The sequence below is a fragment of the Bradyrhizobium sp. UFLA05-89 genome, from assembly GCF_059803475.1.
Window position 1 is genome coordinate 76,980 of record NZ_JBANBA010000009.1, and the last position, 23,773, is coordinate 100,752.

At 62.9% G+C, this 23,773-nt stretch carries 26 protein-coding genes; 8 read left to right on the plus strand and 18 right to left on the minus strand.

What is annotated here, in order from left to right:
- Nucleotides 1–206 precede the first annotated feature (206 nt).
- Nucleotides 207–1,178: a quinone oxidoreductase family protein gene (locus SO139_RS07415; RefSeq protein WP_449381494.1), complete on the minus strand. Its 972-nt coding sequence runs from the start codon at nt 1,176–1,178 to the stop codon at nt 207–209.
- 57 nt (nt 1,179–1,235) lie between these two features.
- Entirely contained in the window at nt 1,236–2,231 is a 996-nt protein-coding gene (locus tag SO139_RS07420; protein ID WP_449381495.1) for an NAD(P)H-dependent flavin oxidoreductase, read from the minus strand.
- 287 nt (nt 2,232–2,518) lie between these two features.
- On the opposite strand from SO139_RS07420, the gene SO139_RS07425 reads away from it, so the two are divergent.
- From SO139_RS07425 to SO139_RS07435, 3 genes are all read left to right on the plus strand, one after another.
- Nucleotides 2,519–2,791: a hypothetical protein gene (locus tag SO139_RS07425; protein ID WP_449381496.1), complete on the plus strand. Its 273-nt coding sequence runs from the start codon at nt 2,519–2,521 to the stop codon at nt 2,789–2,791.
- A 173-nt stretch (nt 2,792–2,964) separates the two neighbouring features.
- A complete protein-coding gene (locus SO139_RS07430; RefSeq protein ID WP_449381497.1) occupies nt 2,965–3,726 on the plus strand; it encodes an outer membrane protein in 762 nt (253 codons plus the stop codon).
- Nucleotides 3,727–4,086: 360 nt separating this feature from the next.
- Nucleotides 4,087–4,422, plus strand: a complete 336-nt coding sequence (locus SO139_RS07435; RefSeq protein WP_449381498.1) for a hypothetical protein — start codon at nt 4,087–4,089, stop codon at nt 4,420–4,422.
- A gap of 40 nt (nt 4,423–4,462) precedes the next feature.
- Here the strand turns inward: SO139_RS07435 and SO139_RS07440 are convergent, their stop codons facing one another.
- The 10 genes from SO139_RS07440 to SO139_RS07485 form a co-directional block, all read right to left on the minus strand.
- A complete protein-coding gene (locus SO139_RS07440; protein ID WP_449381499.1) occupies nt 4,463–5,173 on the minus strand; it encodes a hypothetical protein in 711 nt (236 codons plus the stop codon).
- 80 nt (nt 5,174–5,253) lie between these two features.
- The gene (locus SO139_RS07445) at nt 5,254–5,781 is read right to left on the minus strand and encodes a P-loop nucleotide/nucleoside kinase family protein (RefSeq protein WP_449381500.1); all 528 of its coding nucleotides are present in this window, start codon (nt 5,779–5,781) and stop codon (nt 5,254–5,256) included.
- Nucleotides 5,782–5,966: 185 nt separating this feature from the next.
- Nucleotides 5,967–6,566, minus strand: coding sequence for a hypothetical protein (locus SO139_RS07450; RefSeq protein WP_449381501.1), 600 nt, complete (start codon nt 6,564–6,566; stop codon nt 5,967–5,969).
- 77 nt (nt 6,567–6,643) lie between these two features.
- Complete coding sequence (locus SO139_RS07455; RefSeq protein ID WP_449381502.1) at nt 6,644–6,841, minus strand: hypothetical protein; 198 nt, start codon at nt 6,839–6,841, stop codon at nt 6,644–6,646.
- A gap of 235 nt (nt 6,842–7,076) precedes the next feature.
- Nucleotides 7,077–7,865, minus strand: coding sequence for a fumarylacetoacetate hydrolase family protein (locus SO139_RS07460; protein WP_449381503.1), 789 nt, complete (start codon nt 7,863–7,865; stop codon nt 7,077–7,079).
- The gene (locus SO139_RS07465) at nt 7,865–8,878 is read right to left on the minus strand and encodes a 2-dehydropantoate 2-reductase (protein WP_449381504.1); all 1,014 of its coding nucleotides are present in this window, start codon (nt 8,876–8,878) and stop codon (nt 7,865–7,867) included. Before SO139_RS07465 ends, SO139_RS07460 begins: the two co-directional genes overlap by 1 nt.
- A gap of 105 nt (nt 8,879–8,983) precedes the next feature.
- Nucleotides 8,984–9,409 carry a CBS domain-containing protein gene (locus tag SO139_RS07470; protein ID WP_449381505.1) on the minus strand — a complete coding sequence of 142 codons (426 nt, stop codon included), beginning with the start codon at nt 9,407–9,409 and terminating at the stop codon, nt 8,984–8,986.
- Nucleotides 9,410–9,598: 189 nt separating this feature from the next.
- Complete coding sequence (oxlT, locus tag SO139_RS07475) at nt 9,599–10,915, minus strand: oxalate/formate MFS antiporter (RefSeq protein WP_474797082.1); 1,317 nt, start codon at nt 10,913–10,915, stop codon at nt 9,599–9,601.
- Nucleotides 10,916–11,175: 260 nt separating this feature from the next.
- Nucleotides 11,176–12,465, minus strand: a complete 1,290-nt coding sequence (oxlT, locus tag SO139_RS07480; protein WP_449378271.1) for an oxalate/formate MFS antiporter — start codon at nt 12,463–12,465, stop codon at nt 11,176–11,178.
- Nucleotides 12,466–12,704: 239 nt separating this feature from the next.
- The gene (locus SO139_RS07485) at nt 12,705–12,842 is read right to left on the minus strand and encodes a hypothetical protein (RefSeq protein ID WP_198031694.1); all 138 of its coding nucleotides are present in this window, start codon (nt 12,840–12,842) and stop codon (nt 12,705–12,707) included.
- 478 nt (nt 12,843–13,320) lie between these two features.
- On the opposite strand from SO139_RS07485, the gene SO139_RS07490 reads away from it, so the two are divergent.
- The 4 genes from SO139_RS07490 (at nt 13,321) to SO139_RS07505 (ending at nt 17,433) form a co-directional block, all read left to right on the plus strand.
- Complete coding sequence (locus SO139_RS07490; RefSeq protein WP_449378272.1) at nt 13,321–14,217, plus strand: DUF1259 domain-containing protein; 897 nt, start codon at nt 13,321–13,323, stop codon at nt 14,215–14,217.
- Between the two features lie 134 nt (nt 14,218–14,351).
- Nucleotides 14,352–15,098 (plus strand): sulfite exporter TauE/SafE family protein, encoded by a 747-nt coding sequence (locus tag SO139_RS07495; protein ID WP_449378273.1) that lies wholly within the window; start codon nt 14,352–14,354, stop codon nt 15,096–15,098.
- 15 nt (nt 15,099–15,113) lie between these two features.
- Nucleotides 15,114–16,010 carry a YncE family protein gene (locus SO139_RS07500; RefSeq protein WP_449378274.1) on the plus strand — a complete coding sequence of 299 codons (897 nt, stop codon included), beginning with the start codon at nt 15,114–15,116 and terminating at the stop codon, nt 16,008–16,010.
- Between the two features lie 91 nt (nt 16,011–16,101).
- Nucleotides 16,102–17,433, plus strand: coding sequence for an Hsp70 family protein (locus SO139_RS07505; protein ID WP_449378275.1), 1,332 nt, complete (start codon nt 16,102–16,104; stop codon nt 17,431–17,433).
- Between the two features lie 271 nt (nt 17,434–17,704).
- On the opposite strand, the gene SO139_RS07510 is transcribed toward SO139_RS07505, so the two are convergent.
- Together SO139_RS07510 and SO139_RS07515 are read right to left on the minus strand one after the other, a co-directional pair.
- Entirely contained in the window at nt 17,705–18,157 is a 453-nt protein-coding gene (locus SO139_RS07510) for a universal stress protein (RefSeq protein ID WP_449378276.1), read from the minus strand.
- 560 nt (nt 18,158–18,717) lie between these two features.
- On the minus strand, nt 18,718–19,161 hold the full coding sequence (locus SO139_RS07515) for an SRPBCC family protein (protein WP_449378277.1): 444 nt from the start codon (nt 19,159–19,161) through the stop codon (nt 18,718–18,720).
- A gap of 737 nt (nt 19,162–19,898) precedes the next feature.
- Between SO139_RS07515 and SO139_RS07520 the strand changes: the two genes are divergently transcribed.
- Entirely contained in the window at nt 19,899–20,105 is a 207-nt protein-coding gene (locus SO139_RS07520; RefSeq protein WP_449378278.1) for a cold-shock protein, read from the plus strand.
- A 273-nt stretch (nt 20,106–20,378) separates the two neighbouring features.
- Here the strand turns inward: SO139_RS07520 and SO139_RS07525 are convergent, their stop codons facing one another.
- From SO139_RS07525 to SO139_RS07540, 4 genes are read right to left on the minus strand one after another with little or no spacing between them, the layout of a single operon-like run.
- Nucleotides 20,379–21,458: a branched-chain amino acid ABC transporter permease gene (locus tag SO139_RS07525; protein WP_474797085.1), complete on the minus strand. Its 1,080-nt coding sequence runs from the start codon at nt 21,456–21,458 to the stop codon at nt 20,379–20,381.
- Between the two features lie 12 nt (nt 21,459–21,470).
- Nucleotides 21,471–22,340, minus strand: a complete 870-nt coding sequence (locus SO139_RS07530) for a branched-chain amino acid ABC transporter permease (RefSeq protein ID WP_449378280.1) — start codon at nt 22,338–22,340, stop codon at nt 21,471–21,473.
- Between the two features lie 5 nt (nt 22,341–22,345).
- Nucleotides 22,346–23,044, minus strand: coding sequence for an ABC transporter ATP-binding protein (locus SO139_RS07535; RefSeq protein ID WP_449378281.1), 699 nt, complete (start codon nt 23,042–23,044; stop codon nt 22,346–22,348).
- Nucleotides 23,045–23,047: 3 nt separating this feature from the next.
- Nucleotides 23,048–23,764: an ABC transporter ATP-binding protein gene (locus SO139_RS07540; protein WP_449378282.1), complete on the minus strand. Its 717-nt coding sequence runs from the start codon at nt 23,762–23,764 to the stop codon at nt 23,048–23,050.
- Between the last annotated feature and the right edge of the window lie 9 nt (nt 23,765–23,773).

Consider the following 23,773-nt stretch of genomic DNA (forward strand, 5'->3'; position numbering starts at 1 on the left):
CGGGGATTTAGCAGCCCATCGCCCAACATCAAGCGATGATCCACAGGCGTAGTCGCAAGTGAGTTGCAAGAGCGATCTACATCTTGCTTGATCTCGTAGGGTGGGCAAAGGCGCGGTAGCGCCGTGCCCACCATCAATTCCGCGCCCGCTGATGCATGGTGGGCACGCTTCGCTTTGCCCACGAGAGACCGAGACTGGAGCGGCTCCTACGGTAGCGTCACGACGATCTTGCCGAGATGCCTGTTGGCCTCCATGTGCGCGAAGGCCTCGTCGATGTCGCCGAAGGCAAATACCTTGTCGATCGGCAGTCGCAGCTTCCGCGCCTCCACCGCACTCCAGATGTCCTTGCGAACCTCCTCGAAAATCTCGCGGATCTCCTCGATGGTACGGGTGCGGAAGGTGACGCCGACATAGTCGATGCGGCGCGCCGCGTGCAGGTCGAAATTGAAGTCGGCATGCGTGCCGCCGAGACGGCCGACATTGACGATGCGCCCCTTCACCTTGGTGGCGGCAAGGTTCTGGTTCGCGACCTTGCCCGAGACCTGGTCGACGATGAGGTCGACACCATCGCCGCCGGTGGCCGTCACCACCTGATCGACCCAGCCGGGATCGGAGGAGTCGATCGCGAGATCGGCGCCGTAGTCGGTGAGCCGGCTGCGGCGATGGGCATCCGTCGACGAACCGATCACGAGCTTTGCACCCTTGAGCTTGGCGATCTGCATCGCCATCAGGCCGACGCCGGAGCTTGCGCCCTGGATCAGGACTGATTGGCCCGGCTGAATCCCGCCGACGGTGACGACGGCGTTGTGCATGGTCGCGAGCGCGACTGGCAGGGTCGCAGCTTCTTCGAAGTTCATGTTCGAGGGCGCATGGAACAGACGGCCGTGATCGGCGAGTGTGTACTCCGCAAATGCCGCGGCGCCCGAGCCCATGATGCGGTCGCCGACTTTCACGCCCTTGGCGTCGGGCCCGAGGGCTGCGACTTCGCCGGCCCATTCCATGCCGAGCACGGTGCCGACCCCGCCGGCCGCGCCATGGGCGTGTCCCTTGCGCATGCCGATGTCGGCGCGGTTGAGTGCGCAGGCGCGGACGCGGACCAGCACCTGCGTGCCCTTGGGTGATGGTTGAGCGAAGTCGGAAATCGCAGCCCCGTTAGGGCCATAGACGTAGGCCTTCATGCGTCACCTCTGGTTCATCCTAAACCTGAATCGCAACGCGAAGGGGTGCACAGGTGATCATTCCGCAGCCTCCGCTTTCGGGTGAACGATCATTCCTTCGAGCCGGTTCCTGATGATGGTTTCGGCCTCACGCACAATGCGGGAGATGAGCTCGGCGCAACTCGGGATGTCGTGGATCAGGCCCTGCACCTGGCCGGCCGACCAGATGCCCTCGTCCGAATTGCCTGACGCATAGACCATCTTGCCGCGGGCGCCGGCGACGAGCTCGCGGATGTCCTCGAACCTGGCGCCTTCCTTCTCCATGGCGACGACCTTGGTCGAGATCGCGTTCCTGGCAACGCGCGAGGTGTTGCGCATGGTGCGGAAGATCAGCTCGGTCTCGCGCTCGTCATTGGCGACGATCTTCTCCTTGATGAGCTGGTGGATCGGGCTCTCCCTGGTTGCCATGAAGCGCGTGCCCATGTTGATGCCGTCGGCCCCGAGCGCCAGCGCGGCCACGAGGCCCCGCGCGTCGGCAAAGCCGCCCGAGGCGATTATCGGGATCTTGACCTTGTTGGCGGCGGCCGGGATCAGGATCAGGCCGGGCGTGTCGTCCTCGCCGGGGTGGCCGGCGCACTCAAAACCGTCGATCGAGATGGCGTCGACGCCCATCCGCTCGGCCGAGAGGGCATGGCGGACACTGGTGCATTTGTGCACGACCTTGACGCCGTGCTTCCTGAACTCGTCGACATGATCCTGCGGCTTGTTGCCGGCGGTCTCGACCACCTTGATGCCCGCCTCGATGATCGCGGCGCGGTATTCGGCATAGGGCGGCGGCTTGATCGCGGGCAAAATGGTGAGGTTGACGCCGAACGGCTTGTCGGTGAGTTCGCGGCAGCGCGCGATCTCCTTGGTGAGGTCCTCGGGCGTCGGCTGGGTCAGTGCCGTGATGAAGCCGAGCGCGCCGGCGTTCGCCACCGCCGCCACGAGCTCGGCGCGCCCGACCCACTGCATGCCGCCCTGGACGATCGGGTGCTCGACGCCGACCAGCTCGGTGAAACGTGTCTTCAGCATGGGCGCCCTCTGTTTGCTCGGGCGCGTGACGGCCCTGTTATCGATTGATTTCGCCGGCAGGATGCCGCCCGGTCCGGCGAAAGTCCATTCGCAGGAAGTGCGCCCAGGACAGGGCGATCATGCGAGGGCCGGGGATGATTCCGCGCGGCGGATAATCCTATGCGGGCAGGCCTTCGCAGTCCGATCCGCCGGTGCGCGCTCGCAATCGATTGACCTAAATCAAGGCTGCGCGCAGCTCCACGACTGAACTGCCTCCACACAACTGAGACGTTTGGCAGTCGAGTGAGATGACGCTAACCTGGTACGTCACCTTTGAAACCCGCAAACAGGGGCTTCTTCTCTCCAAAAGACGAAGCCCGCGCGAAACCAGGACATTTGCGACCGAAGCCGAGGCCAAAGTTTTCGCGCGCGCAAAGCTGGACGAAGGGCTGGTCGTTTTCGCGGGTACAATAAATCCATATCTGCCGAGGCGGCATGTCCCGTCCGCCGACGTGCACATGTGGCTTGCAGAAGAACCCGACGGTACGGCTGAACCTTCGCGACGTCTCGACTTCGATTGAGCGTTGTACCCGACGTTCAGCACTGCGCTTTCGATTGCTCTTGAGTGTTGCCATTCTGTTACGGGGCCTTGAGACGCTCATCATTAAACTTCAGGCTGGAATCGAAACAGATATGCACGTGAACGTGCATAACGGTCGACGCCGTTGGCATTCGGGGACAAGGAGATAATCACATGAAGAAACTGTTGTTGGCGGCTGTCGGCTTCGCCGGCTTGGGCTTGGTTGCTCCCGCATCGGCGGCCGACATGGCCGTCAAGGCACCGCCACCTGCGCCGGTGGTGGCGATCTACAGTTGGAGCGGCTTCTACATCGGTGCCAATGGTGGATGGGGTCAAAGCCGCGGTTGCGTGGACTTCGTGACGCTCGCAGGAACGGTCGCAGGCGGTTGCGCTTCTCGCTCCGGTGGCCTTGTCGGCGGACAGATCGGGTATCGCTGGCAAACCAATCAGTTCGTGTTCGGATTGGAAGCTCAGGGCGACTGGGCCGACATCAAGAATACGCGCGTCAGCCTGATCGATCCGCTGCTTTCGACCACAGGGAAAACCGACGGCATTGGCCTCTTCACGGCCCAACTCGGTTGGGCGTGGAACGCATCACTGTTCTACGTGAAGGGTGGTGCAGCCGTGACCCACAATCGACTTGATGTCTTCAACAACTTCACCGGGGTCGGTCTGGACTCGGCAAGTCACACGCGCTGGGGTGGGGCCTTGGGCGTCGGCTGGGAGTATGGGTTCGCGCCGAACTGGTCGGTCGGTCTTGAATACGACCATCTCTGGATGGGGCATGACGACCGCACCTTCGCAGCCGGAGGTGTGGTCACGCCCGGTGGCGTCGTCCTTCTCGGCGACCGGATCAGCCAGGACGTTGATATGGTCACCGTGCGCTTCAACTACCGCTTCGGCGGTTACGGTGCACCGGTCACCGCGCGCTACTAAAGCATGATCCGGACCCGAAGGGCCGCGTTAGCGCAATGCGTGAAGCGGTTTCCCCTCGCGACAAACGCGGAGATCATGCTCAAGCGATAATCCAAAGCGCGATGACGATTCATCCCAATCTCATCGCGCTTTGATCGATCGCTGGTTACCCGCCACTTGAGCCCCGGTACAGCCGGGGCTTTTTTGTTGCACGAAACGCTTAGCCGGACTGCAGTGGCGATACCGCTGAAACTGGCTGCTGCTTGATCTGAATCAAAGGTCGTAAGACAGAGCTCTCGAACATGTGCCAATTCTGGAATTGCGAGCCAGGGGACTCTCCAATCGTGAAAGAAGCAAGCTGATATCATCCGAGGACTGGCGATGCTCAGGCTTTCTAAACCAGCTTGCTTCCTCGCTATTGTCATTGCGGTCGTCGTGATGACCGACAGCGAAGCGAAGGTGCTACGCAACAACACAAACTCGCCGATGGTTTTTGTGTTCAAGGACGCGGAGGCACTCAGCCGCTTCAACAGCCTGACGAATACCGGGTCTACCGATGAGAGTCCTCTCTTGCCGCTACTAATGTGCAAAACCCCGCAAGGCAGCAAGATTGAAGTTCTCGGTAGCGGCTATCGGACGGCATTCGTTCGCGTCGTCGATGGCAGCGCCGCTGGATGCGAAGGCACGGTTCCGCTTGACGCGGTGAGCGATCAATGAGGTGGGCCCGCCTGGGCGTTCCCTCCATCTACACGCGCCTTCACCTGTCGGCACTCAAGCGGAAATTCATCTCGATCTTCGCAGGCGAACCGCCGATCCCGGGACGCCAGGGCGAATAGCCCGGCGTGGGATCGGGATCGCGGGAGAGATCGAGCCGCCATGTCTCGGTGGCCGCATCGGGCAGAGTCAGGCTGACCTCGCGCCGGCTCGTCTTGTACGACAGCGCGGCGGTCGCGAGGATGACCTGGCGGTCGCCGTCGTGGCCGTGCCAGAGCTCGCCCACCGTCACCGGCGCGTAGCCGTGGCCTTCGTCGACATAGATCTGCACGTCGGTCCTGTCAGGCGGCAAGGCCATGCCGGGCGGCAGGCGGAATTGCAGCTCGAGCATCATGAAGCCGTGCGTGAGGTAGGGCGAGCGGATCAGCTCGTACCAGCCCCAATAGGCGAGGCCCGCGACGATCGTCACGACAGTCACGGCAACGGGGTAGGAGATGCGCGCCCGGCTCACCGCGCCCGGTACCGCCGCATCGTCCGACGGTACGCTCTCGCGGACGAGGCCGAACCTCGTGAACAGCCAGACGCCAACGATGAAGCCGGCGAGGCCGCCAAATGGTCCGATCTTGAAGAACGCGCCCATCGCGATGCCGCCGTCGCGGTCCGGCCCGCCGAGCATGACCACCAGCGCGGCAAGGCCCGACCAGCCGGCGAGTGCGCCGAGAAGACCGGAGAGGAGGCCGAGTATGAAGGACATGATGGCGATCTGCGGGGGTGACGATGTCTTTACCGGTGGCAGTGCCTTGTTTGTCGCGCTCTGCGACACTCGGGTTCGAGTCACTCGTCCCGGCGGTTCGCCCCGATGTGCTGCAGAATGCGAGCGATCAGGGAGTCTGTCGAACCATCCGCCGTGTCCAGGATGAGGTGGTCCCGGTCCCAGGCTTCGTAGGACCTGTTCACGACCTCGTCCCAGGTCGGGAGGATGTGGCCTTCGATATCGGACACGCGGGCTTCGATCCGGCCACGGTGAGCGGCGAGGTCACTGCAGATCAGTTCGATTTCGACAATCCGGGCAGAGGCTCGCTGGGCCGTTGCACGCCAGCCGCGCCGACTGGCAAGGACGGGATTGGCGCAATCGGCAATGACAACGCGGCCGAGTCTAAGATTCTCGAACGCGAGCGCGTTCGCGACGACGTAGCCGTACGCGCCAGGCTCGACGCCGCCCGCCCGCAGGCTCTGTTCGATAGCGTCAATGCGAAGGTAGGTCGCGCCGGTTTGTCTCGTCAGCTCCCGGGCTAGCGTCGTCTTTCCGGTGCCAGGCAGGCCGCTGAGCACCAGCAGCTGGGGCGTAGTGAATGCTGTCATGCCCCATGTTGGTTCGGCCGTTCAGTGCTGGCAATAGGCCGTGCATAACGAATCGCGAAGGGCGGTAGCGCGGGAGGATTGCGTAGGATGGGTAGAGCGAAGCGAAACCCATCGTTTCCTCTCACGAGCGAGATGGGTTTCGCTTCGCTCTACCCATCCTACCCATTGGGCATTGAAAATGCGCGCTACTGCTCCGGCGCGAGCTGGACCATCTGGCGGCCGGCGTTCATTTCCTTGAGTTTGTTGACGTACTCCTCGGGGCGCTGCCAGCGCATCGGGACTTTCAGTCCCATGAAATCGGCGATGTTGCCGATGAAGCCCGTGCAGTTCATCGTCTCGGCGTTCCAGAGCGGCGAGGAGTCCTGCAACTTCCTGATGTAAGCGAACACCCGCTTGGCGTCGGCCTCGTTCAGATAGACGCGGTAGCTCGCGGTCAGATATTCCGGATCGAGGTCGCCATAGCTCGCGCCGGTCTCCGATGGGACCGGGATGACGTGGCCGAGGGCGTAGGTGAGCGTGTCGCCCACGGGCGTCAGGCCTGCGACTTCGACGGCGCGCTCGCTGGTCTTGCCGTACCAGACGAAGGCATGTCCCCAGCTTGCCGCGGTCCTTGCCCTGAAGTCCACGTAGTACGGGCCTTTTGCCTGACCCGGCTTCGAGCGGGCAGGTGCGTCACGGGACGCAAGCGCATTCGCATCAGCGATGCGCTTGCGCGTCTCGTGGGCGGAAGCCGACTGGATCGCACAAACGAGCGAGAGGACTGCGCATCCCGCAAGGAGGCGCAATGCCGATCTCTGACGTGTGATTGCCACGCTTCGCCTTTCAGCCGTCGATAAAAGCAGATTTGGAGATGCGTGAGGCTTTAGTAGCGCGACACGATGGGGCCGGGCGCCTTGCCGATCGGAGCCTTTCCAATCGGTGATTTGCCGATCGGCATCTTGCCGATCGGAGCCGGCCCCTGAGGATAGACGGGAACGGGCTGCCGGTGCGGCAGATCCGCGGCGCTCGCGGCCGTCACCAGGGCAAGCGTTGCACCCATAGCAATCACGATTTTCTTCACTGGTAGTTCCCCTTTGAGATCAGACAAAGCACGACCGTAGCCTGCCGCGCTTCCCAAGCAAGTCGAAGATGGACGTCGGAATGCGTCCACAGTGCGGCGAACGCGCGGCGCGTTGGAGGTATATGTTTTGTGTGATGAAAATGACGCAGGGATCGCGGCAACTCGAAGCGATCGTCAGTCCGGGGCCGCGCTCTCCCGCATTCCGCTGCGCTCGATACGGGCTACGACGGTTCAGCTACAGCCGAAACTCGTTCGTGAGCTCGCCGATGCCGTCGATTGCGACGGTCACGATGTTGACGGGCTCCTTCATCACGCCGACGCCGACGGAGGTGCCCACGGCAATGAGGTCGCCCGGAAGCAGGGTCATGTCGTGCGAGATCTTGCTGACCAGCTCTTGCGCGCTGAAGATCATGTCGGAGATCGGATAGTTCTGCCGTTCGGCGCCGTTGAGGATGGTGCGCACGACGAGCTTCGCGGGATCGAGGCCGGTGACGATCACCGGGCCGAACGGGCCGTAGTCGTCGATGCCCTTGGCGCGGGCCCATTGCGCGAAAGTGGGATCGCGGGTGAGGATGTCGTTGGCGGTGATGTCGTTGACGCAGGTGTAGCCGAAGATGAAGGCGTCGGCCTCGGCTTTGGAAACGCGGCTGCAGGTCTTGCCGATGACGATGCCGAGCTCGCCTTCATAGGTGGTCTTGCCGTCATAGGAGGACGGGCGGCGGATCACGGCGCCGGGCGTCGTGATGCTGCTGGTTGCTTTCAACAGATACAGCGGCTCCGGCGGCTCGGGTTGATTGAGCTTTGCGGCGAGTGCGTGAAAGTTGTTCCAGAGCGCGACGATCTTGCTCGGCGCGCATGGCGCGAGCAGCTCCACTTCGTCGAGCGCCAGCACTTTGCCATTCGGCGCGTTGCGACCGAACATCTCGCCGTCATGAACGGCGATGCCGCTCGGCGTGAGCGTCCCGAATCCCGTCGCGCCATTATTGCGGAAGCGGAGCCATTTGCTCGGGCCGGCCGCGCTCATCACGCCACCGCCTTGGTTTCGGCCGGCACCCTGACGCCGTCATAGAGGCCGGCGATCCGGGCGCGCTGGCTGACCATGGCGAGCACGGAATCGAGCGCGGGCGTTGCGATGCCGGTCATGCGGCCCATTTCCTGGACCACAGTGACGAGCGGATCGATCTCCATCGGGCGGCCGCGCTCGAGATCCTGGAGCATCGAGGTCTTGTGCGCGCCGACCTTGCGGGCGCCCTCGATGCGGCGCTCGACGTCGACGCGGAACTTGACGCCAAAGGTCTCGGCGATCGCCTGCGTCTCCAGCATGACCGCGCGCGACAGCGCACGCGTCGCAGGATCGGTGCAGATCACGTCGAGGGTTGCGTGGGTCAGCGCACTGATCGGGTTGAAGCAGACGTTGCCCCACAGTTTCAGCCAGATTTCGTCGCGGATGCGGTCGAGCACCGGCGCCTTCATGCCGGCGGCGACGAAGAGATCGGCCAAGCGCTGGACGTCGCCCGTGATCTCGCCCGAGGGTTCGCCGAGCGGAAAGTTGTTGCCGTAGACGTGACGGATCACGCCGGGCGCCTCGATCTCGGTGGCGGGATAGACGATGCAGCCGATGGCGCGCTCCGCGCCCAGCTCGCGCCACTGCCGGCCGCCGGCATCGATGCTCTCGAGCGTCGAGTTCTCGTAAGTTCCGCCATGCCTGTAGAAGTACCAATAGGGGATGCCGTTGACCGCGGTGACGATGCGGGTGCGCGGCCCGAGCAGCGGCTGCATCTTCTCGATCACGCCGGTGATCGAGTGCGCCTTCAGCGTGACGATGATGTAGTCCTGCACGCCGAGTTCGGCCGCGTTGTCAGTGCAGCGCGGATGCACCACGTGCTCCTCGCCGTCCATCAGCAGCGTGAGGCCACGCTCGCGCATGGCGGCGAGGTGAGGGCCGCGCGCAACGAGGCTGACGTCGGCACCAGCGCGCTTAAGCTGCACACCAAGATATCCGCCGATCGCGCCGGCGCCGTAGATGCAGATCTTCATAAAATCCTCGCGGGGAAGCTGAATCGGATTTTGGGCACGAAAGGTCCAGGCCGGCTCGGATGGTCCGAGCAGGGGTGGAAGTCACGGGTGGAAGTTGCTCGTCCGTCAGGCCGCGTGCGGCGTGCTGTCGGTGATTTGGTCGACGGCAGCGGCGATGTCGCGCATGCTGATGACGGAGATGAGGCTGTAGTCGTCGATGACGGGCAGGTGCCGAATGTGGTGCCGGTTCATCAGATGCCGTACGTGCTCGATCGTGTCGGAGGAGGTGCAGGAGACGAGCTGCTGCACCGAGACGAGCTGGGAGACCTTGACGTTGACGCCGTTCGCGCCGTGCTCGGCAACGGCACGCACCACGTCGCGCTCGGTGAACATGCCGACCGCGGTGTTGCCCTCGGAGCGGACGACGTCCTTGACCACCAGTGCGCTGATGTTGTTGGCCCGCATCAGCTTCGCGGCAATACCCACCGTTTCGTTCATACGCACGGTCACGACGCGCGATGTCTTCTTGCGCAGAATGTCTCCGACCAGCATTGCAACCTCCCTGGGTGAACGATCTGGAAATAGTCTGGTATACATTATGCCAATCGTCAAGCGCTGGATTTGGCACATACGAAAAATCTTGCGGCAGCCATGCTGACGTTTGTCCGGCGAGAGGAATTGACAAAAAGAAAGGGGCGCAATGCTGCGCCCCTTTCGATTGAATGTCGATGTGGTGGACGGCTATGCCGTCTTTGCGTTGCCCGTCGCCGCCTCGGTCATCTCGGCTTCCTTGCCGAGGATGAAGGAGCGCCGCAGCGGCTTGATCACGAACACGGCCATCAACGCCGCTGTCGCGTTCAGCGCAACTGCCACGACGAACACCGACTTCCAGCCATAGGTCGCCGAGATCACGCTTGCGAGCGGTACCAGCAGCGAGGCGGTGCCCTTCGCGGTGTAGAGCATGCCGTTGTTGGTGGTTGCGAACTTCGAACCAAAGGTGTCGCCGCAGGTTGCGGGGAACAGCGAGTAGATCTCACCGAACACGCCGAAGTACACCGCCGTCGCGAGCACGAACACGATCGGCACGTGGCCATAGGCCGACAGCGTCAGCAGCATCAGGGCGGCCGTGCCGAAGGCGATGAACATGGTGTGCTCACGGCCGATATTGTCGGAGACCCAGCCGAAGAACGGCCGGCCGAAACCGTCGAAGATGCGGTCGAGCGAGATCGCGAAGGTCAGCGCCGCCATCTGGAAGCCGGCGAGCGTGACCGGCGTGTTGGCGATGTTGAAGTCGTGTGCGATCGGCGCGATCTGGGCCGCAGTCATCAGGCCGCCGGAGGCAACCATCACGAACACCACGTACATCACCCAGAAAATCGGGCTGCGCAGCACCTGCGGCGGGGTGAAGTCGATCTTGGTCTGCGGCAGGTTGAGCTTCTTCTTCTTCGGCGGCACGAAGATCGACGGCGGCTGGATGAAGAAGGCGAGCAGGAAAACGATCAGCCCCTGGCCGATGCCGAAGGTGAAGAATGCGCTCTGGTAGCCGCTCGAGGCGATCATGCTGGCGATCGGCACGACGGTGATCGCGGCGCCTGCGCCGAAGCCTGCGGCGGTCGCGCCGGCAGCAAGACCGCGGCGGTCGGGGAACCATTTCAGCGCGTTGCCGACGCAGGTGCCGTACACCGCGCCCGCACCCATGCCGCCGACGACCGCAGCGGCATACAGGAAGGTGAGCGATTCAGCGTAGGAGTTGAGCACCCAGGACAGCGCGATCATCACGCCGCCGAACATGATCACGATGCGTGGGCCGTATTTGTCGACGAACCAGGCTTCGATCGGCACCAGCCAGGTTTCGGTCACCACGAAAATCGTGAAAGCGAGCTGGATCGCGGCGCGACCCCAGTGATGCTTGGCGTCGATCGGATCGACGAACAGCGTCCATCCATATTGCAGGTTGGCGATCATCGCCATGCAGACGATGCCCATCACGAGCTGGAGCCAACGGAAACCACTTCGAAGAGGCGCGGCCGTGACGGCGCCGTCCGTGCTGGAAATCATCAACAACCTCCCAAGGCGCCTGTCTGTTGTTATCCACGCCGGCAAGACGGCGGAGTGTCGCAAATCTTGTGGCGTATCGTCGCAAGCGCGGCGCGCACCTTGGTATACCATATCCCAGAATGCAAGCCCTATCTTGTCATGCGTCGCAGCAAAATGCATTGGCGCCTTCGGATTATGTGAAATCGGAACCGGTCTCCAAAAAACGAAAACGCCCGGCCCCAGGGGGCCGGGCGCAACACGCAGATGGAAGAGGTAAAGTCTTACGCAGTCGCCTGCGCGACCACAGTCTTGCGCCAGGGTTTCAGCACCAGGATCGCAAGCAGTGAGGCAAGGATGTTGGCGCCGGCCGCGATGATGAAGACGTTGTCCCAATGGCCCGAGGTCTGCTGCACGTAGTTCGCGAGCGGAACAAGAAGTGCGGCTGTGCCCTTCGCAGTGTAGAGCAGGCCCGCATTGGTGGTCGCGAACTTTGCGCCGAACGTGTCGGTGCAGGTCGAGGGGAACAGCGAGTAGATCTCACCCCAGGCGAAAAACACGAAGCCCGACAGCAGCACGAACCAGACGGGATCGTGGCCCCAGAGGTAGAGCATCCAGATGCCGATGCCCTCCATGCCGAAGGCGATGAACATCGTGTTCTCGCGGCCGATCATGTCGGAGATCCAGCCGAAGAACGGACGCGTCAGGCCATTGAGCACGCGGTCGATGGTCGCCGCGAAGGTCACCGCCGTCATGGTCATGCCGACGAGCGTGACCGGAATGGCGTCGACCTTCCAGTCGACCGCGATCGGCTTCAGGTTCGCCGTCACCATCAGGCCGCCGGCGCCGACGATCATGAACATGAAGTACATCAGCCAGAAGATCGGCTGTCGCAGCACTTCGGTCGGCTGATAGTTGCGGCGGCTCTGCACCAGCGCTGCATTCTGCACCACGTTTGGCACCTGGCCCGGCTTCGGCGCGAGCAGGAAGAAGGCGAGAATGCAGATGATGATGCCTTGGCCGAGGCCGAAATAGAGGAAGGTGGACTGGAATCCTGAGTCCTTGATCATCGCCTGGATCGGCGCGACCGTGAGCGCGGAGCCTGCGCCGAAGCCGGCCGCGGTGAGGCCGGCGGCAAGGCCGCGCTTGTCCGGAAACCATTTCAGCGCGTTGCCGACGCAGGTGCCGTAGACGGCGCCGGCGCCGATGCCCGCGACGATCATGCCGAGATAGTAACCGTTCAGCGTGGTGGCCTTGGCGTTGATCACCCAGCCGATCGCGCATAGCACGCCGCCGACGAGCACGACGATGCGCGGGCCGTATTTGTCGACGAACCATCCCTCGACCGGCACGAGCCAGGTCTCGAACAGCACGAACAACGTAAAGGCCCATTGGATCGAGGCGCGATCCCAGCCGAACGTTTTCTGGATGTCGGGGACGAAGAACGTCCATCCGTATTGGTAGTTCGCGATCATCACCATCGCGGCTACGCCGATCGCGAGTTGAGCCCAGCGAAAGGTGTCGCTGACGCGAGCGGCCGCTGGGGCCGTTGTTGCGTGCACCATGTCCGTCATGAATCCTCCAGAGGCGCTTCTCTTTGTTGCGAGCGCTGTAGAGGCATTCTTGTATTCATTATGCCAAGCTTCAAGCGCCCGACGGCTCGCCGTGCGCTTATGCCGCAACCGTCTTGAATCGAGGTCGCGCAACGAGCCGTGGGCACAAATAGAAATGGCCCCGCGGAGAGGGGCCATTCATCGAAAGTCGCAATTCGGGAGATTTAAACTCGGCGCGACAATACGACGCGCTGAAGGTCTTAAAGGCCAAAGCGCGGCTGGTCGCCATTGCGAATGGAGATCTCGGCGCTCGCCATCAACAGGCGGTCGATCGCGGCCACGAGGCGGCTGATCAGAGAGCTGGAGGGCTGGAGCGCAACGGCGGCGGACTTGGACATCGGAAGTTCCCTTTCTCAAGGCGGCCAGTGTGCCGTCTCATCTTCGAAGGGCAACTTATGTATGCCAGATGCCAGAAACAATCGATTTGTTTGCATAGCAGCATTTGTCATCCTGCATTGCAGCATAACTTTCCCTTAAAGCGGCCGTTTCGGGCATAAGGATGCGGAAATGGAGCAAAGCGGGGCGGTTTCCGTTGCTCTGATCATCTCGAGCCCGATCGGCACCACCATGTTGACGCGGTGGGCGCGAGGGTCTTTATTCGCCTAACGGGGATGTGCGATCTCCCCGTGAGGCGACATGCCCAAGAATCGCGTCCTGACTTCTCGAGGACGCCGCATGTCAGCTTACATCCCGACTTCACCTGACAAACGATCCCGACTTGCCGGCAGCTCGAGCGCGCCGGCACACGTTGAGGCGCGCTGTCTCCGCGGAGCCGCGCCTGTTGCCCTGGGGCAGGACACAACCAGGAGAACACTCATGCGCAAATCCATCATCTCTTGTGCGACCCTGCTGCTGGCGGTCGTGGGCAGCCTTTCACTTGCGTGGGCGCAGGACGTCGACTGGCAGAGGATCGATGACACGCTGGGCCGAAAGCCGACGGTTGCCGGCGACGTGCATCGTTACGGCTTTCCGCGCAGCGATCTTGCCGTGACGCTCGATGGCGTGACCATCAAGCCGGCGCTCGCGCTCGGCGGCTGGATCGCGTTCAAGCCCGCGCATGGCGGCGCGATGATCATGGGCGATCTGGTGCTGCTCGAATCCGAGATCAATCCGGTGATGGCGAAGATGATCGAAAGCGGGCTCGAGATATCAGCCGTGCATAATCATCTCCTGCGCGCGAGCCCGGCGACGTTCTACATACATGTCGCCGGGCATGGCGATCCCAGCAGACTCGCCGCGGCCATCCACGATGCGCTCGCCGAGAGCAAGACGCCGCTTACCATCGCCGCGCCGGCCGGCCCGCCGCCTGCGGTCGATCTCGATACGGCGCAGCTCGATCAGATCATCGGCGCCAAGGGACAGGCTAATGGCGGCGTCTACGCGTTCACCGTGCCGCGTCGCGATCCCATCAGCGAAGGCGGCATGCCGCTCAATCCGGTGGGACCGCTGGGGGTTGCGACCGGCATCAACTTCCAGCCGACCGGCGGCGGCAAGGCCGCCATCACCGGCGATTTCGTCCTGACGGGCGAGGAGGTGAACCCGGTGATTGCGGCGCTCAGGGCGAACGGCATCGAGGTGACGGCGCTGCACAGCCACATGCTGGACGAGCAGCCGCGGCTGTTCTTCATGCATTTCTGGGCCAACGACGATGCGATCAAGCTCGCCAAGGGCCTGCGCGCCGCGATCGACAAGACCGCAAGCACGAAGAGCTGACGTACGGCACAGACGGAATTCGACATGCAAAGCGCTCCGCCACACTAGCTCGACGACGTTGGGGACATGCAGGCCTCCCCGTCAGATGGACATCCATCCAAGAGCTCGCGACCTCGTTCGGGGGGAGTGACCCTGTGGATGGACTTGCCTTCGCGCTGTTTGCATTGGCCGCGCTCGGCGGCGGCTTCGTCAGTGGCTTCTCCGGCTTTGCCATGGGCCTCGTCGTATCCGGCATCTGGCTGCACATCATCACGCCGATGCAGACCGCCACGCTGATCGCCGGCTATGGCCTGCTCACGCAGGGCTACGGCATCTTCAAGCTGCGGCATGTGCTCGACCTCAGGAAGGCCTGGCCGCTAGCGCTGGGCACCGTCATCGGCATCCCGATCGGCGTCAGCATTCTCGCCTATCTCAATCCGACGCACCTGCGCTTCGGCGTCGGCATCTTGCTGATGCTCTATGCGATCTACGGGCTGACTCGACCCGTGTTCGCTCCGATGAAGATCGGCACCGGGGCCGACATCGCGATCGGAATCTCCAACGGCCTGCTCGGCGGCCTGACCGGGCTCGGCGGCATCATCTCGACGATCTCCTGTCAATGGCGCGGATGGCCCAAGGACGTGCAGCGCGCCGTGTTTCAGCCGGTCCTGTTCGTGGCCTTCGTCGTCATCTCGCTGTCCCAGGCCGCCGCTGGCACCATCACCAGGGATACGCTGGTGCTGTACGCGCTGGGCGTGCCGTTCATGGTCGCCGGTCTTTGGTCGGGTTTCAGGCTGTTTGGAAAGATCGACGACGAGACTTTTCGCAAGATGGTGCTGGTGCTGCTGCTGTTCGCGGGACTGTCGCTGATCGTCTCGGTGCTGCCGGTTGCCTTTCGCTGACTTCACGAGGTCATCATGTCACTCAGAACTCTTGGCGTCATCGCCATACCCGACGGATCGAACAGCGACTTCGACCATGCCGCCTTCGATCCCAGAACCCGCCGCGTCTTCATCGCCCACACCGCGCGCGACTGCATCGAGGTGATCGATCACGACACGCACAAGCACATCGCGACGCTTCCGGGCTTTCCGGGGGTGGCAGGTGCCGTAGCCGATGACGGCGAAATTCTCACCACCAATCGCGGGGCGGCCACGGTCTCCTGGCTGGACGCCGCGACTTACGACATCAAAGGTGTCCTCCCGTCGGGGCCACGTCCGAACGGTGCAGCGATCGTCAGGCGCAAGGGGATCGGCATCGCCGCCTGCATCGGCGATGCGCAGCAAGGGCCGACGTTGCAATGCATCGATCTGAAGGACGTCACGCAGCGCACGATCGATCTGCCGGGTCGGCCGCGCTGGTGCGTCACGAATGCCGCCGCCGAGCGGGTGTTTCTCTGCATCCGCGAGCCCTCGATGATTTTGTCGGCCCGGCTGCCCGATCTCGGCGACGTCGTGCATTGGCCATTGCCATCAGGCGGTGCGCATGGTCTCGACATCGATCATATCAGCCACCGGCTCTACGCCGCCTGCGATGACGGCGAGCTGGTGGAGGTCGACAGCACGTCCGGAAAGGTGACCAACGTCTGGCCGATCGCGGGCGCGCCCGACGTGACCTTCTTCAATCCGGCCACCGGTCGCGTCCATGTGGCGATCGGCGAGCCCGGTGTGATCGAGACGATCGATCCGAAGACGGGTGCGAGATCACGGACCACGACCGGGGAGGGGGCACACACAACCGCGTTGGTCGCGCCCGACCAGCTCTATGTGATTTCGCCTCGCCACGGCGGAGTTCTGGTTTTGGCTGACGGATGACGGCATTTCAGTGGTGGATCGGGGACTTGGCAGGGCAGTTCAAAGCCGCTAATGGTCTGCCCCCTTTTCCAAGCATCTGTCAGAGTGGTTTATGTCGAGCGCCTCGCCCGCCGTCTCGATCGGCATCGATTTTGGGACCAGCAATACGGTCGTCGCGCTCGCGACGGACGACCGTAGGGTCGAGGCCATCCGCTTCGATCATGGCGGACAACGCCACAGCGTCTTTGTGTCGGCCCTGTGCTTCTGGGAGGATCGGCCGGGAGCGGGAGCGCAGGCTGAAGGCGGCCCGTGGGCGATCGAACAGTTTCTCGAAGGACGCCACGTCTACCGCTTCCTGCAGTCGTTCAAGACCTTCGCGGCCAGCAGCAGCTTCAATTCCACCCAGGTGTTCCGGCAGCGCTACAAGTTCGAGGATATTTTGGCGGCGTTCCTGCGCACGCTGGCGCGCCATGGCGGAGACAGGTTCGGCTTCGAGGCGGCAAGCATCACGGTCGGACGGCCGGTGCGCTTTGCCGGTGGCAATCCCGACGAGGCGCTGGCGATGCAGCGCTATCGGGCCGCGTTCGAACGCCTGGGCGCCGGCCACGCGCGCTATGTCTACGAGCCGGTGGGAGCAGCGTTCTCCTTCGCCCGCCGGCTGGAGCGCGATGCCACCGTGCTGGTTGCGGATTTCGGCGGCGGCACCAGCGATTTCTCCGTGATGCGTTTTTCGCGAACAGGCGGGGCTTTGCGCTCCGAGCCGCTCGGCCATGCCGGCATCGGGATTGCGGGCGACACGTTCGATTACCGCATCGTCGATCACGTCGTCTCGCCGCGGCTGGGCAAAGGCACCAGCTTCCGATCATTCGACAAGGTGCTGCCGATCCCCAACAGCCACTACACCAACCTCGCGCGCTGGCATCAGCTCGCGATGATGAAGAGCAACGGCGATCTGCGCGAGCTCCGGGAGCTTTCGCGCACCGCGCTGAAGCCGGCTCTGCTTCAGGATTTCATCACCATCGTCGATCTCGACCTGGGCTTTTCGCTGTACCGCGCGGTATCCGATGCCAAGGTCGCGTTGTCGACCCAGGATCAGGTGGACTTCCGCTTCAATCGCGGCGGGGTCGACATTGGCTCGACCATCACCCGGAAAAATTTCGAAGCCTGGATTGCCGACGATATCGCGAGGTTAGGGGCGACCATCGACAAGGTGCTGGGCGAGGCCGGCATCACCGCGCGCGAAGTAGAAAAGGTGTTCTTGACCGGCGGGACCTCCTTCGTGCCCGCGGTGCGGCGGCTATTCGCCGAGCGGTTCGGCAACGAACGGCTGATGTCGGGCGACCAGTTCGAGTCGATCGCTTACGGCCTCGCCCTGATCGGACACAGCCCCGATCCGGACCGCTGGGCCGCTAGCGGCGGGCTCACGTCGAGAGCGAGCGCGTAGAGCGCGATCGGATTAGGCTTGATTGTTGCCACGAAGGAAGTGTGCCCCTGCCACGTCCTGGCGCAGAATATTTCCGATCGGTCCGGGCGAGAAAGCGGCCCGGAGGGTCGGGGAGACTTCCGGGCCGAGCGTTTCCTCCACTAAAGACCCCCTCGTGCGGCGAGGAGGCTACGCTTCCATGGAAACACCAAGATGTAGCAACCGCAGATCACGCGCCGCTGCAAATATCTTTTCGGTAAGGCAGATTAACTCGCCGCAAGCTTGATCCGTTTTAGTGCACGACCAATACCGGCACGCTTCCGTCGGCCAGGACCTCCGATGTTTGACTTCCCAGGAATAGCTTCCTGAGGCCGCGACGCCCATGAGAGCCCATGACGATCAAGTCGCAGCCCCCCGACTTTGCTGTTTCTATGATCGTAGTGGCTGGGTGCGCATTCGGAACATGCAAGAGCTCTGCAGATATTCCGACCTGCTCCGCCATAGCTCGAGCTTCGCCGAGCAACTTGTCCGCGCGTTCCTTGCAGGCTGCGTCGAAGTGATCAAACTCTTCCTGCGAGGGAATCCAACCCCCGGCGTGTCCGCCCCCATAGTCGACTGGCAGCGGTTCCGTTACGGTGATCACCGTCACTTTGGCGTTCAAGGCCTTTGCCAGGGCAATTCCATGCTCAAGGCCTTTTCTCGCGACATCCGATCCATCCGTGCTCAAGAGAATATTGGCGTACATTGGGGGCTCCCTTGCTCGTCGAACATTTTGAGTGGCGCTTACTTGTATAGCCCGATCGTCGCCGTCCGCGTCTCGCTACGTTAGTGAGCGACCCCCATCAGGGCGGCGATCCGCAGTGAGTAATGGATCACGATCAGCGCGCCGATGATGAACGCCGCGACGCCGATCACACCCCACCATTTGATCCTTCTGGTCATCGGGCCCTCCATTCTGCCGATGCTACTGCGCGTCGTGGCCGCTTTGCCCGGTCATGGACCCGGCACGCAATGCGAACACTTTGGAAATGACATTGGGGCCAATGCCGCGCGGTGATCATGGGAAGCTCGAGGCGCCGCTGCTGATCATCGAAGGAGATTCCGGAGTGTTGTGTACTTACCAGAAAAGAGCGCTCCTCGCTATGGATCGAGTGCTGCTCCCGCGCGAGTGAAACGCCGGTCGCGATGATCTCGGCATTGGACGAGCCGGGCGAACCCACGGCGATGCGTCTGTCACACAAAAAGGGCCGCCTCAACAGGCGGCCCTTTCGTCTGACGTCAAAGCGGTTCAGCTCACTCCGCGGCCTACTGATTGATCTCAGGCTCGACGAGCCTTGCCAGGTTCCGCAGCGACTCCTGCCAGCCGAGATAGCAGGCCTCAGGCGGAATGGCGTCCGGTATGCCTGCCTGCGTGATATCCAGCTCGGTGCCGACCGATACTTTCTTCAGGATCACGGTCACCTGGATTTCGCCCGGCAAATTGGGATCGTCGAATTTGTCGGTGTAGCGCAGCCGCTCGCCCGGAACGAGCTCGACATATTCGCCACCAAAGGCGTGGCCGTTGCCGGTCGTGAAGTTCCGAAAGGACATTCTGAATGTGCCGCCGACCTTCGGCTCCAGGTGATGCACGGTGCAGGTAAAGCCGTTGGGCGGAAGCCATTTCGCCAGTGCGTCCGCCTCGAGGAAGGCGCGATAGATCTTCTCGGGGCTGGTCGCCAGGACGCGGTGCAGGCGTACAGTGCTAGGCATGCTCGTTAATCCTCCTTGAAGTGATGGGTCCGACGCGGACGTCCGTTGCCCATTCATAACCCGAGGACGAACGGGAGGTAGCCGGCCCGACGCGACATCTCAGATTTTTTGCTGGCTTTGTTGGGAGCCCGGCGGCGGATCGTCTGGCCGGCACTGCTAAACTGCCGCACATCCAGTGGCGTCATCGTGAACGCCGGCCTGCAGTGGCCGAACGGTTGCTCCGGCGCCTGGAGGAATTCTTCTGACCTTGCGCGCTCAAGGCAGTTGGGACGGCCGCCTCCGACGGACAATTGTCTTTAGGGACAATTGCATGCTTCATTTCCGTCGCATTTTATTGGGGGGCGTATCGGCAACCCGATACGCGTCGCACCAATGGTCCCGTAGCGGCCGCCCGTTGCGGGACCGTTGGTGCGGATCGGGACGGCTTGCCGATCCGACCATCACGGACGAACAGCGGCGGATGCCCACTCGGATTTCTGGCGTTGGAGCAGCCGAAAGACGTACCCAAAACGGAAAGCGCTCTCACGGAAAGCGCGGCGATGATCGAGGCGTAACATTTTAAGCACCGGCGGCAAATTCATCTCTCGCCATAACATCTCCAATGAAGTCGGCTCGGCCCTGGTTGAAGCTACGGGGTTGGCGCTCATGACGTTGAGCTTTGGCAGGGTAAGCAAGAAATCGCGGTCCTTTCTCGGACAGTGAGCAGATGCAGCAGTGAAGCAGAAGGAAGTGATAGTATGGCGACGGGTACGGTGAAGTGGTTTAATGGTCAAAAAGGGTTTGGATTCATCGCTCCGGACGATGGCGGCAACGATATCTTCGTTCACATCAGCGCGGTCCAACGCGCGGGTCTTTCTGGCTTGGCAGAAGGCCAAAAGATCTCTTACGAAGTCAAAGTCGACCCCAAGCGTGGCAAAAGCAGCGCGGAAAACCTGAGGGTCTGACACGCCCACTGACGACTGATCTCCGGCAGAAATAGCCAAGGCGACCAGGCTGCGGCTTCCCCCAAAGCGTGATGGGATTAGGATGAATCGTCATCGCGCTTTAGGTTGCTGTTTGGGCATGATCTCCGCGCAAACGCGTTCCGCGTTTGTCGCGAGGGAAAACCGCCTCACACCTTGCGCTAACGCGGCCTTTCGGGTCCGGATCACGCTGCCGAAGACGCAGCGAACAAGATGGGAGCCCGGGAGTGGGGAGGGGCATTCACGGTGCCGGCCTCATCCCCGACCGTTATCCTCGTCCACCACCAGCCGGCGCCGCGTCGGGAATAGCGTCAGGTCGTAATGTTCGGAGACGAGGCCCCAGAGGCCGCGCGGCGCGAACAGCATGACGAGGATGCCAAGCGTGCCCAGCAGGATGAGATACCAGGCGCCGAAATCGGCGAGATAGCGCTGCATCAGATAGAAGATGATCGCGCCGATGACAGGGCCTTCCATCGTGCCGATGCCGCCGATGACGACGATGAAGACGACGTAGGCGGTCCAGTCGAGCACCGAGAAGGCGGCGTCCGGCGAGATGCGCGCCTTCTGAAGGTAGATCAGCGCGCCGACCATGCCGGTCATCGCGGCGGTCGCGACATAGACGGTGAGCTTGATGCGCTCGATGTCGACGCCGAGGCTCGCAGCCGCGGCCTCGCGGTCGTGGATCGCGCCCAAGGCAAGGCCGCGGCGTGAGCGCAGCACGAGATAGACGAAGGCGAGCGTGCCGGCCATCAAGGCCAGCGCAAGCCAGTAGGAGGCGATGTCGCGCGCCGCCGGCGTGCGCACATCGAGCAGCGCCTTGATCCACTCGATGCCGGGCACGGAGGAGGTGACGGATGGGGAGAGCGAGGTTCCCGTGCCGCCGCCGACCGCCTTCACCTGCGCGAAAGCCAGACGGTAGACTTCGGCCACGACCCAGGTGCCGATCGCGAAATAGGCGCCGCGCAGGCGGAAGACGATCAGCGCGGTCGGCAAAGCCAGTGTCGCCGACACGATGCCCGCAACGGGGATTGCGAGTAACGGATTGACGCCGCCGATGAGCGTCAGCGTGAAGAGCACATAACCACCCAGTCCGACGAAAGCCTGCTGGCCGACCGAGATCAGGCCGGCGTAGCCCGCAAGCAGGTTCCAGCATTGCGCCAGGGCCAGCATGTAGAACAGGAAGATCAGATCCTGGATGAGATTGCGGCCGGCGAAGACCGGGAGCATTACCAGCATGAGCAGGACGATACAGGCGACAATTGCCGAGGAGCGCGAAAGTCGATCGGCGGTCTCGATGTGAAACACCCGCGTCGGCCTCGCTGCGCCCGTATCCATCATCGCGGCTCCTCAATCGACCGCGCGCGGAAACAGGCCGCGCGGCCTGATCGCCAGCACCACGAGGAAGGCGAGATGGCCGGACAGGATCTGCCATTCCGGGTCGATTCGCGCGCCGATGGTCTGGGCGAGGCCGAGCACGATGCCGCCCGCCAGCGTGCCCCAGAAGCTGCCGAGCCCGCCGATGATCACGGCCTCGAAGGCATAGAGCAGTCGCGCCGGACCGATGGTGGGATCGAAATTGGCCCGCAGGCCCAAATAGAGCGCCGCGATCGCGATTACGACGAAGGCAAGGCCCATCGCAATCGCAAAGGTGCGGTTGACGTCGATCCCCATGAGCTGCGCGACGTCGAGATCGTCAGAAGTAGCGCGGAACACTCGGCCGATCGCGGTGCGATAGAAGATGATGTTGAGGAGCACGATCACCGCGATGGCAGACGCGAGCGTCAGCAGCGGCACAACGCCCACCGCGATATCGCCACCGAGCGACACCGAGGCCGTCTCGATCGCGCCGGAGCGCAGGCGACGGCTGTCGGCGGAGAATGTCTGCAACAGCCCGTTCTGGATGATGATCGAGAGGCCGAAGGTAACGAGCAGCGGTGGCAGGAGGTCGCGTCCGAGCGTACGGTTCAACAATACGTGCTGAAGCGCAAAGCCGAGCACAAACAGGATCGGAGCTGCGACAGCGACCGCAACGAAGGGATCGAGCCCAAGCTTCTCCGTCACCACGAAAATGGCAAAGGCTGCGAGCACGATGAAGTCGCCATGGGCGAGATTGACGAGCCGCATCACGCCGAACATCAGCGAGAGCCCGGTGGCGAACAGGGCATAGAGGCCGCCGAGCAGGATGCCCTGGATGATCGCGTCGAGAAAGCCGGTCATCGCATTCAACCAAAATAAGCGCGGTGGATCTGGTCGCGCGAGAGCGCGCCGGGACGGCCCTCCAGGGAGACGCGACCTTCCTGGAAGCAGTAGACGCGATCGGCGGCCTTCATCGCCTGCACGATGTCCTGTTCGACCAGCACGACGCTGGTGCCTTCGGCCTTGATCCGCGGCAGGGCCGCGTAGATGTCGGCAATGACGATCGGCGCAAGCCCGAGGCTGATCTCGTCGCACAAGAGCACGCGGGGATTGGACATCAGGGCGCGGCCGATCGCGGCCATCTGCTGCTGGCCGCCCGACAGGATGGGCGCGGGCGACGTCCGCCGCTCCTTCAGCATAGGGAAGAGGGCGTAGACGCGATCGAGCGTCCAGGGGCCAGCGAGCTTGCGGCCGTAGCCGCCGATCAGGAGATTCTCCTCCACGGTGAGCGAGGGAAATAGCCGTCGTCCTTCCGGCACCAGCGCGACGCCAAGCTTGACGATGTCGGCAGCACGCTTTGCGCCGATCCGCAGGCCGTCGAGCAACACGCTGTCGGCCGCACCGGGAATCAGGCCCGCGATTGCTTTCAGGAAGGTCGACTTGCCTGCGCCGTTTGCGCCGATGATCGCGATGGTCTCGCTCGCCTCGAGGCTTGTATCGACGCCATACAGCGCCTGGAAGTCGCCATAGAAGGCCGTGAGCTTCTGTGTCCTGAGCAGCGGCATGCCTCACGCCTCGATGCCGATATAGATCTGATGCACGTCGGGCCGTTGCATCACCTCCTTCGGCGCGCCTTCCGCGATCTTGCGTCCGAAATTGAGCACGACCAGTCGGTCGATCACGGCAAACAAAGCATGGACGACGTGCTCGATCCACAGGATCGCGACGCCGGTCTTGCGGATTTCACCGATGGTCGCGACGAGCTCGGCGCATTCGCCCTCGGTCAAGCCGCCGGCAATCTCGTCGAGCAGCAGAAGCTTTGGCGCCGTCGCAAGCGCGCGAGCCATTTCCAGACGCTTGCGCTCGAGCAATGTGAGAGAACCCGCGAGCGTGTTGGCACGCTTGAGCAGCCCAAGCTGGTCGAGAATCTCGCCGCAGGATTGCGCGACCTCACGTTCGGTCTTGCGCTGGCCATGGACCGCGCCGACGAGCAGGTTTTCGAATACCGTGAGATTTTCGAACGGCTGCGGGATCTGGTGGGTGCGGCCGATGCCGGCGTGGCAACGGCCCTGCGGCGGCAACCCGGCGAGGTCGCTGCCGTCGAAGCGGATGTGGCCTGCGCTCGGCGACAGGCCGCCGGCGATCAGGTTGAACAATGTGGTCTTGCCCGCGCCGTTCGGACCGATGATGCCGACGGCCTCGGAAGGCGCGATCGTCAGGTCGAGATCGTCGGCGACGACGATCGACCCGAAGCTCTTCTTAAGGCCGGCGACTTCCAGCAGCATGGTTTTTCA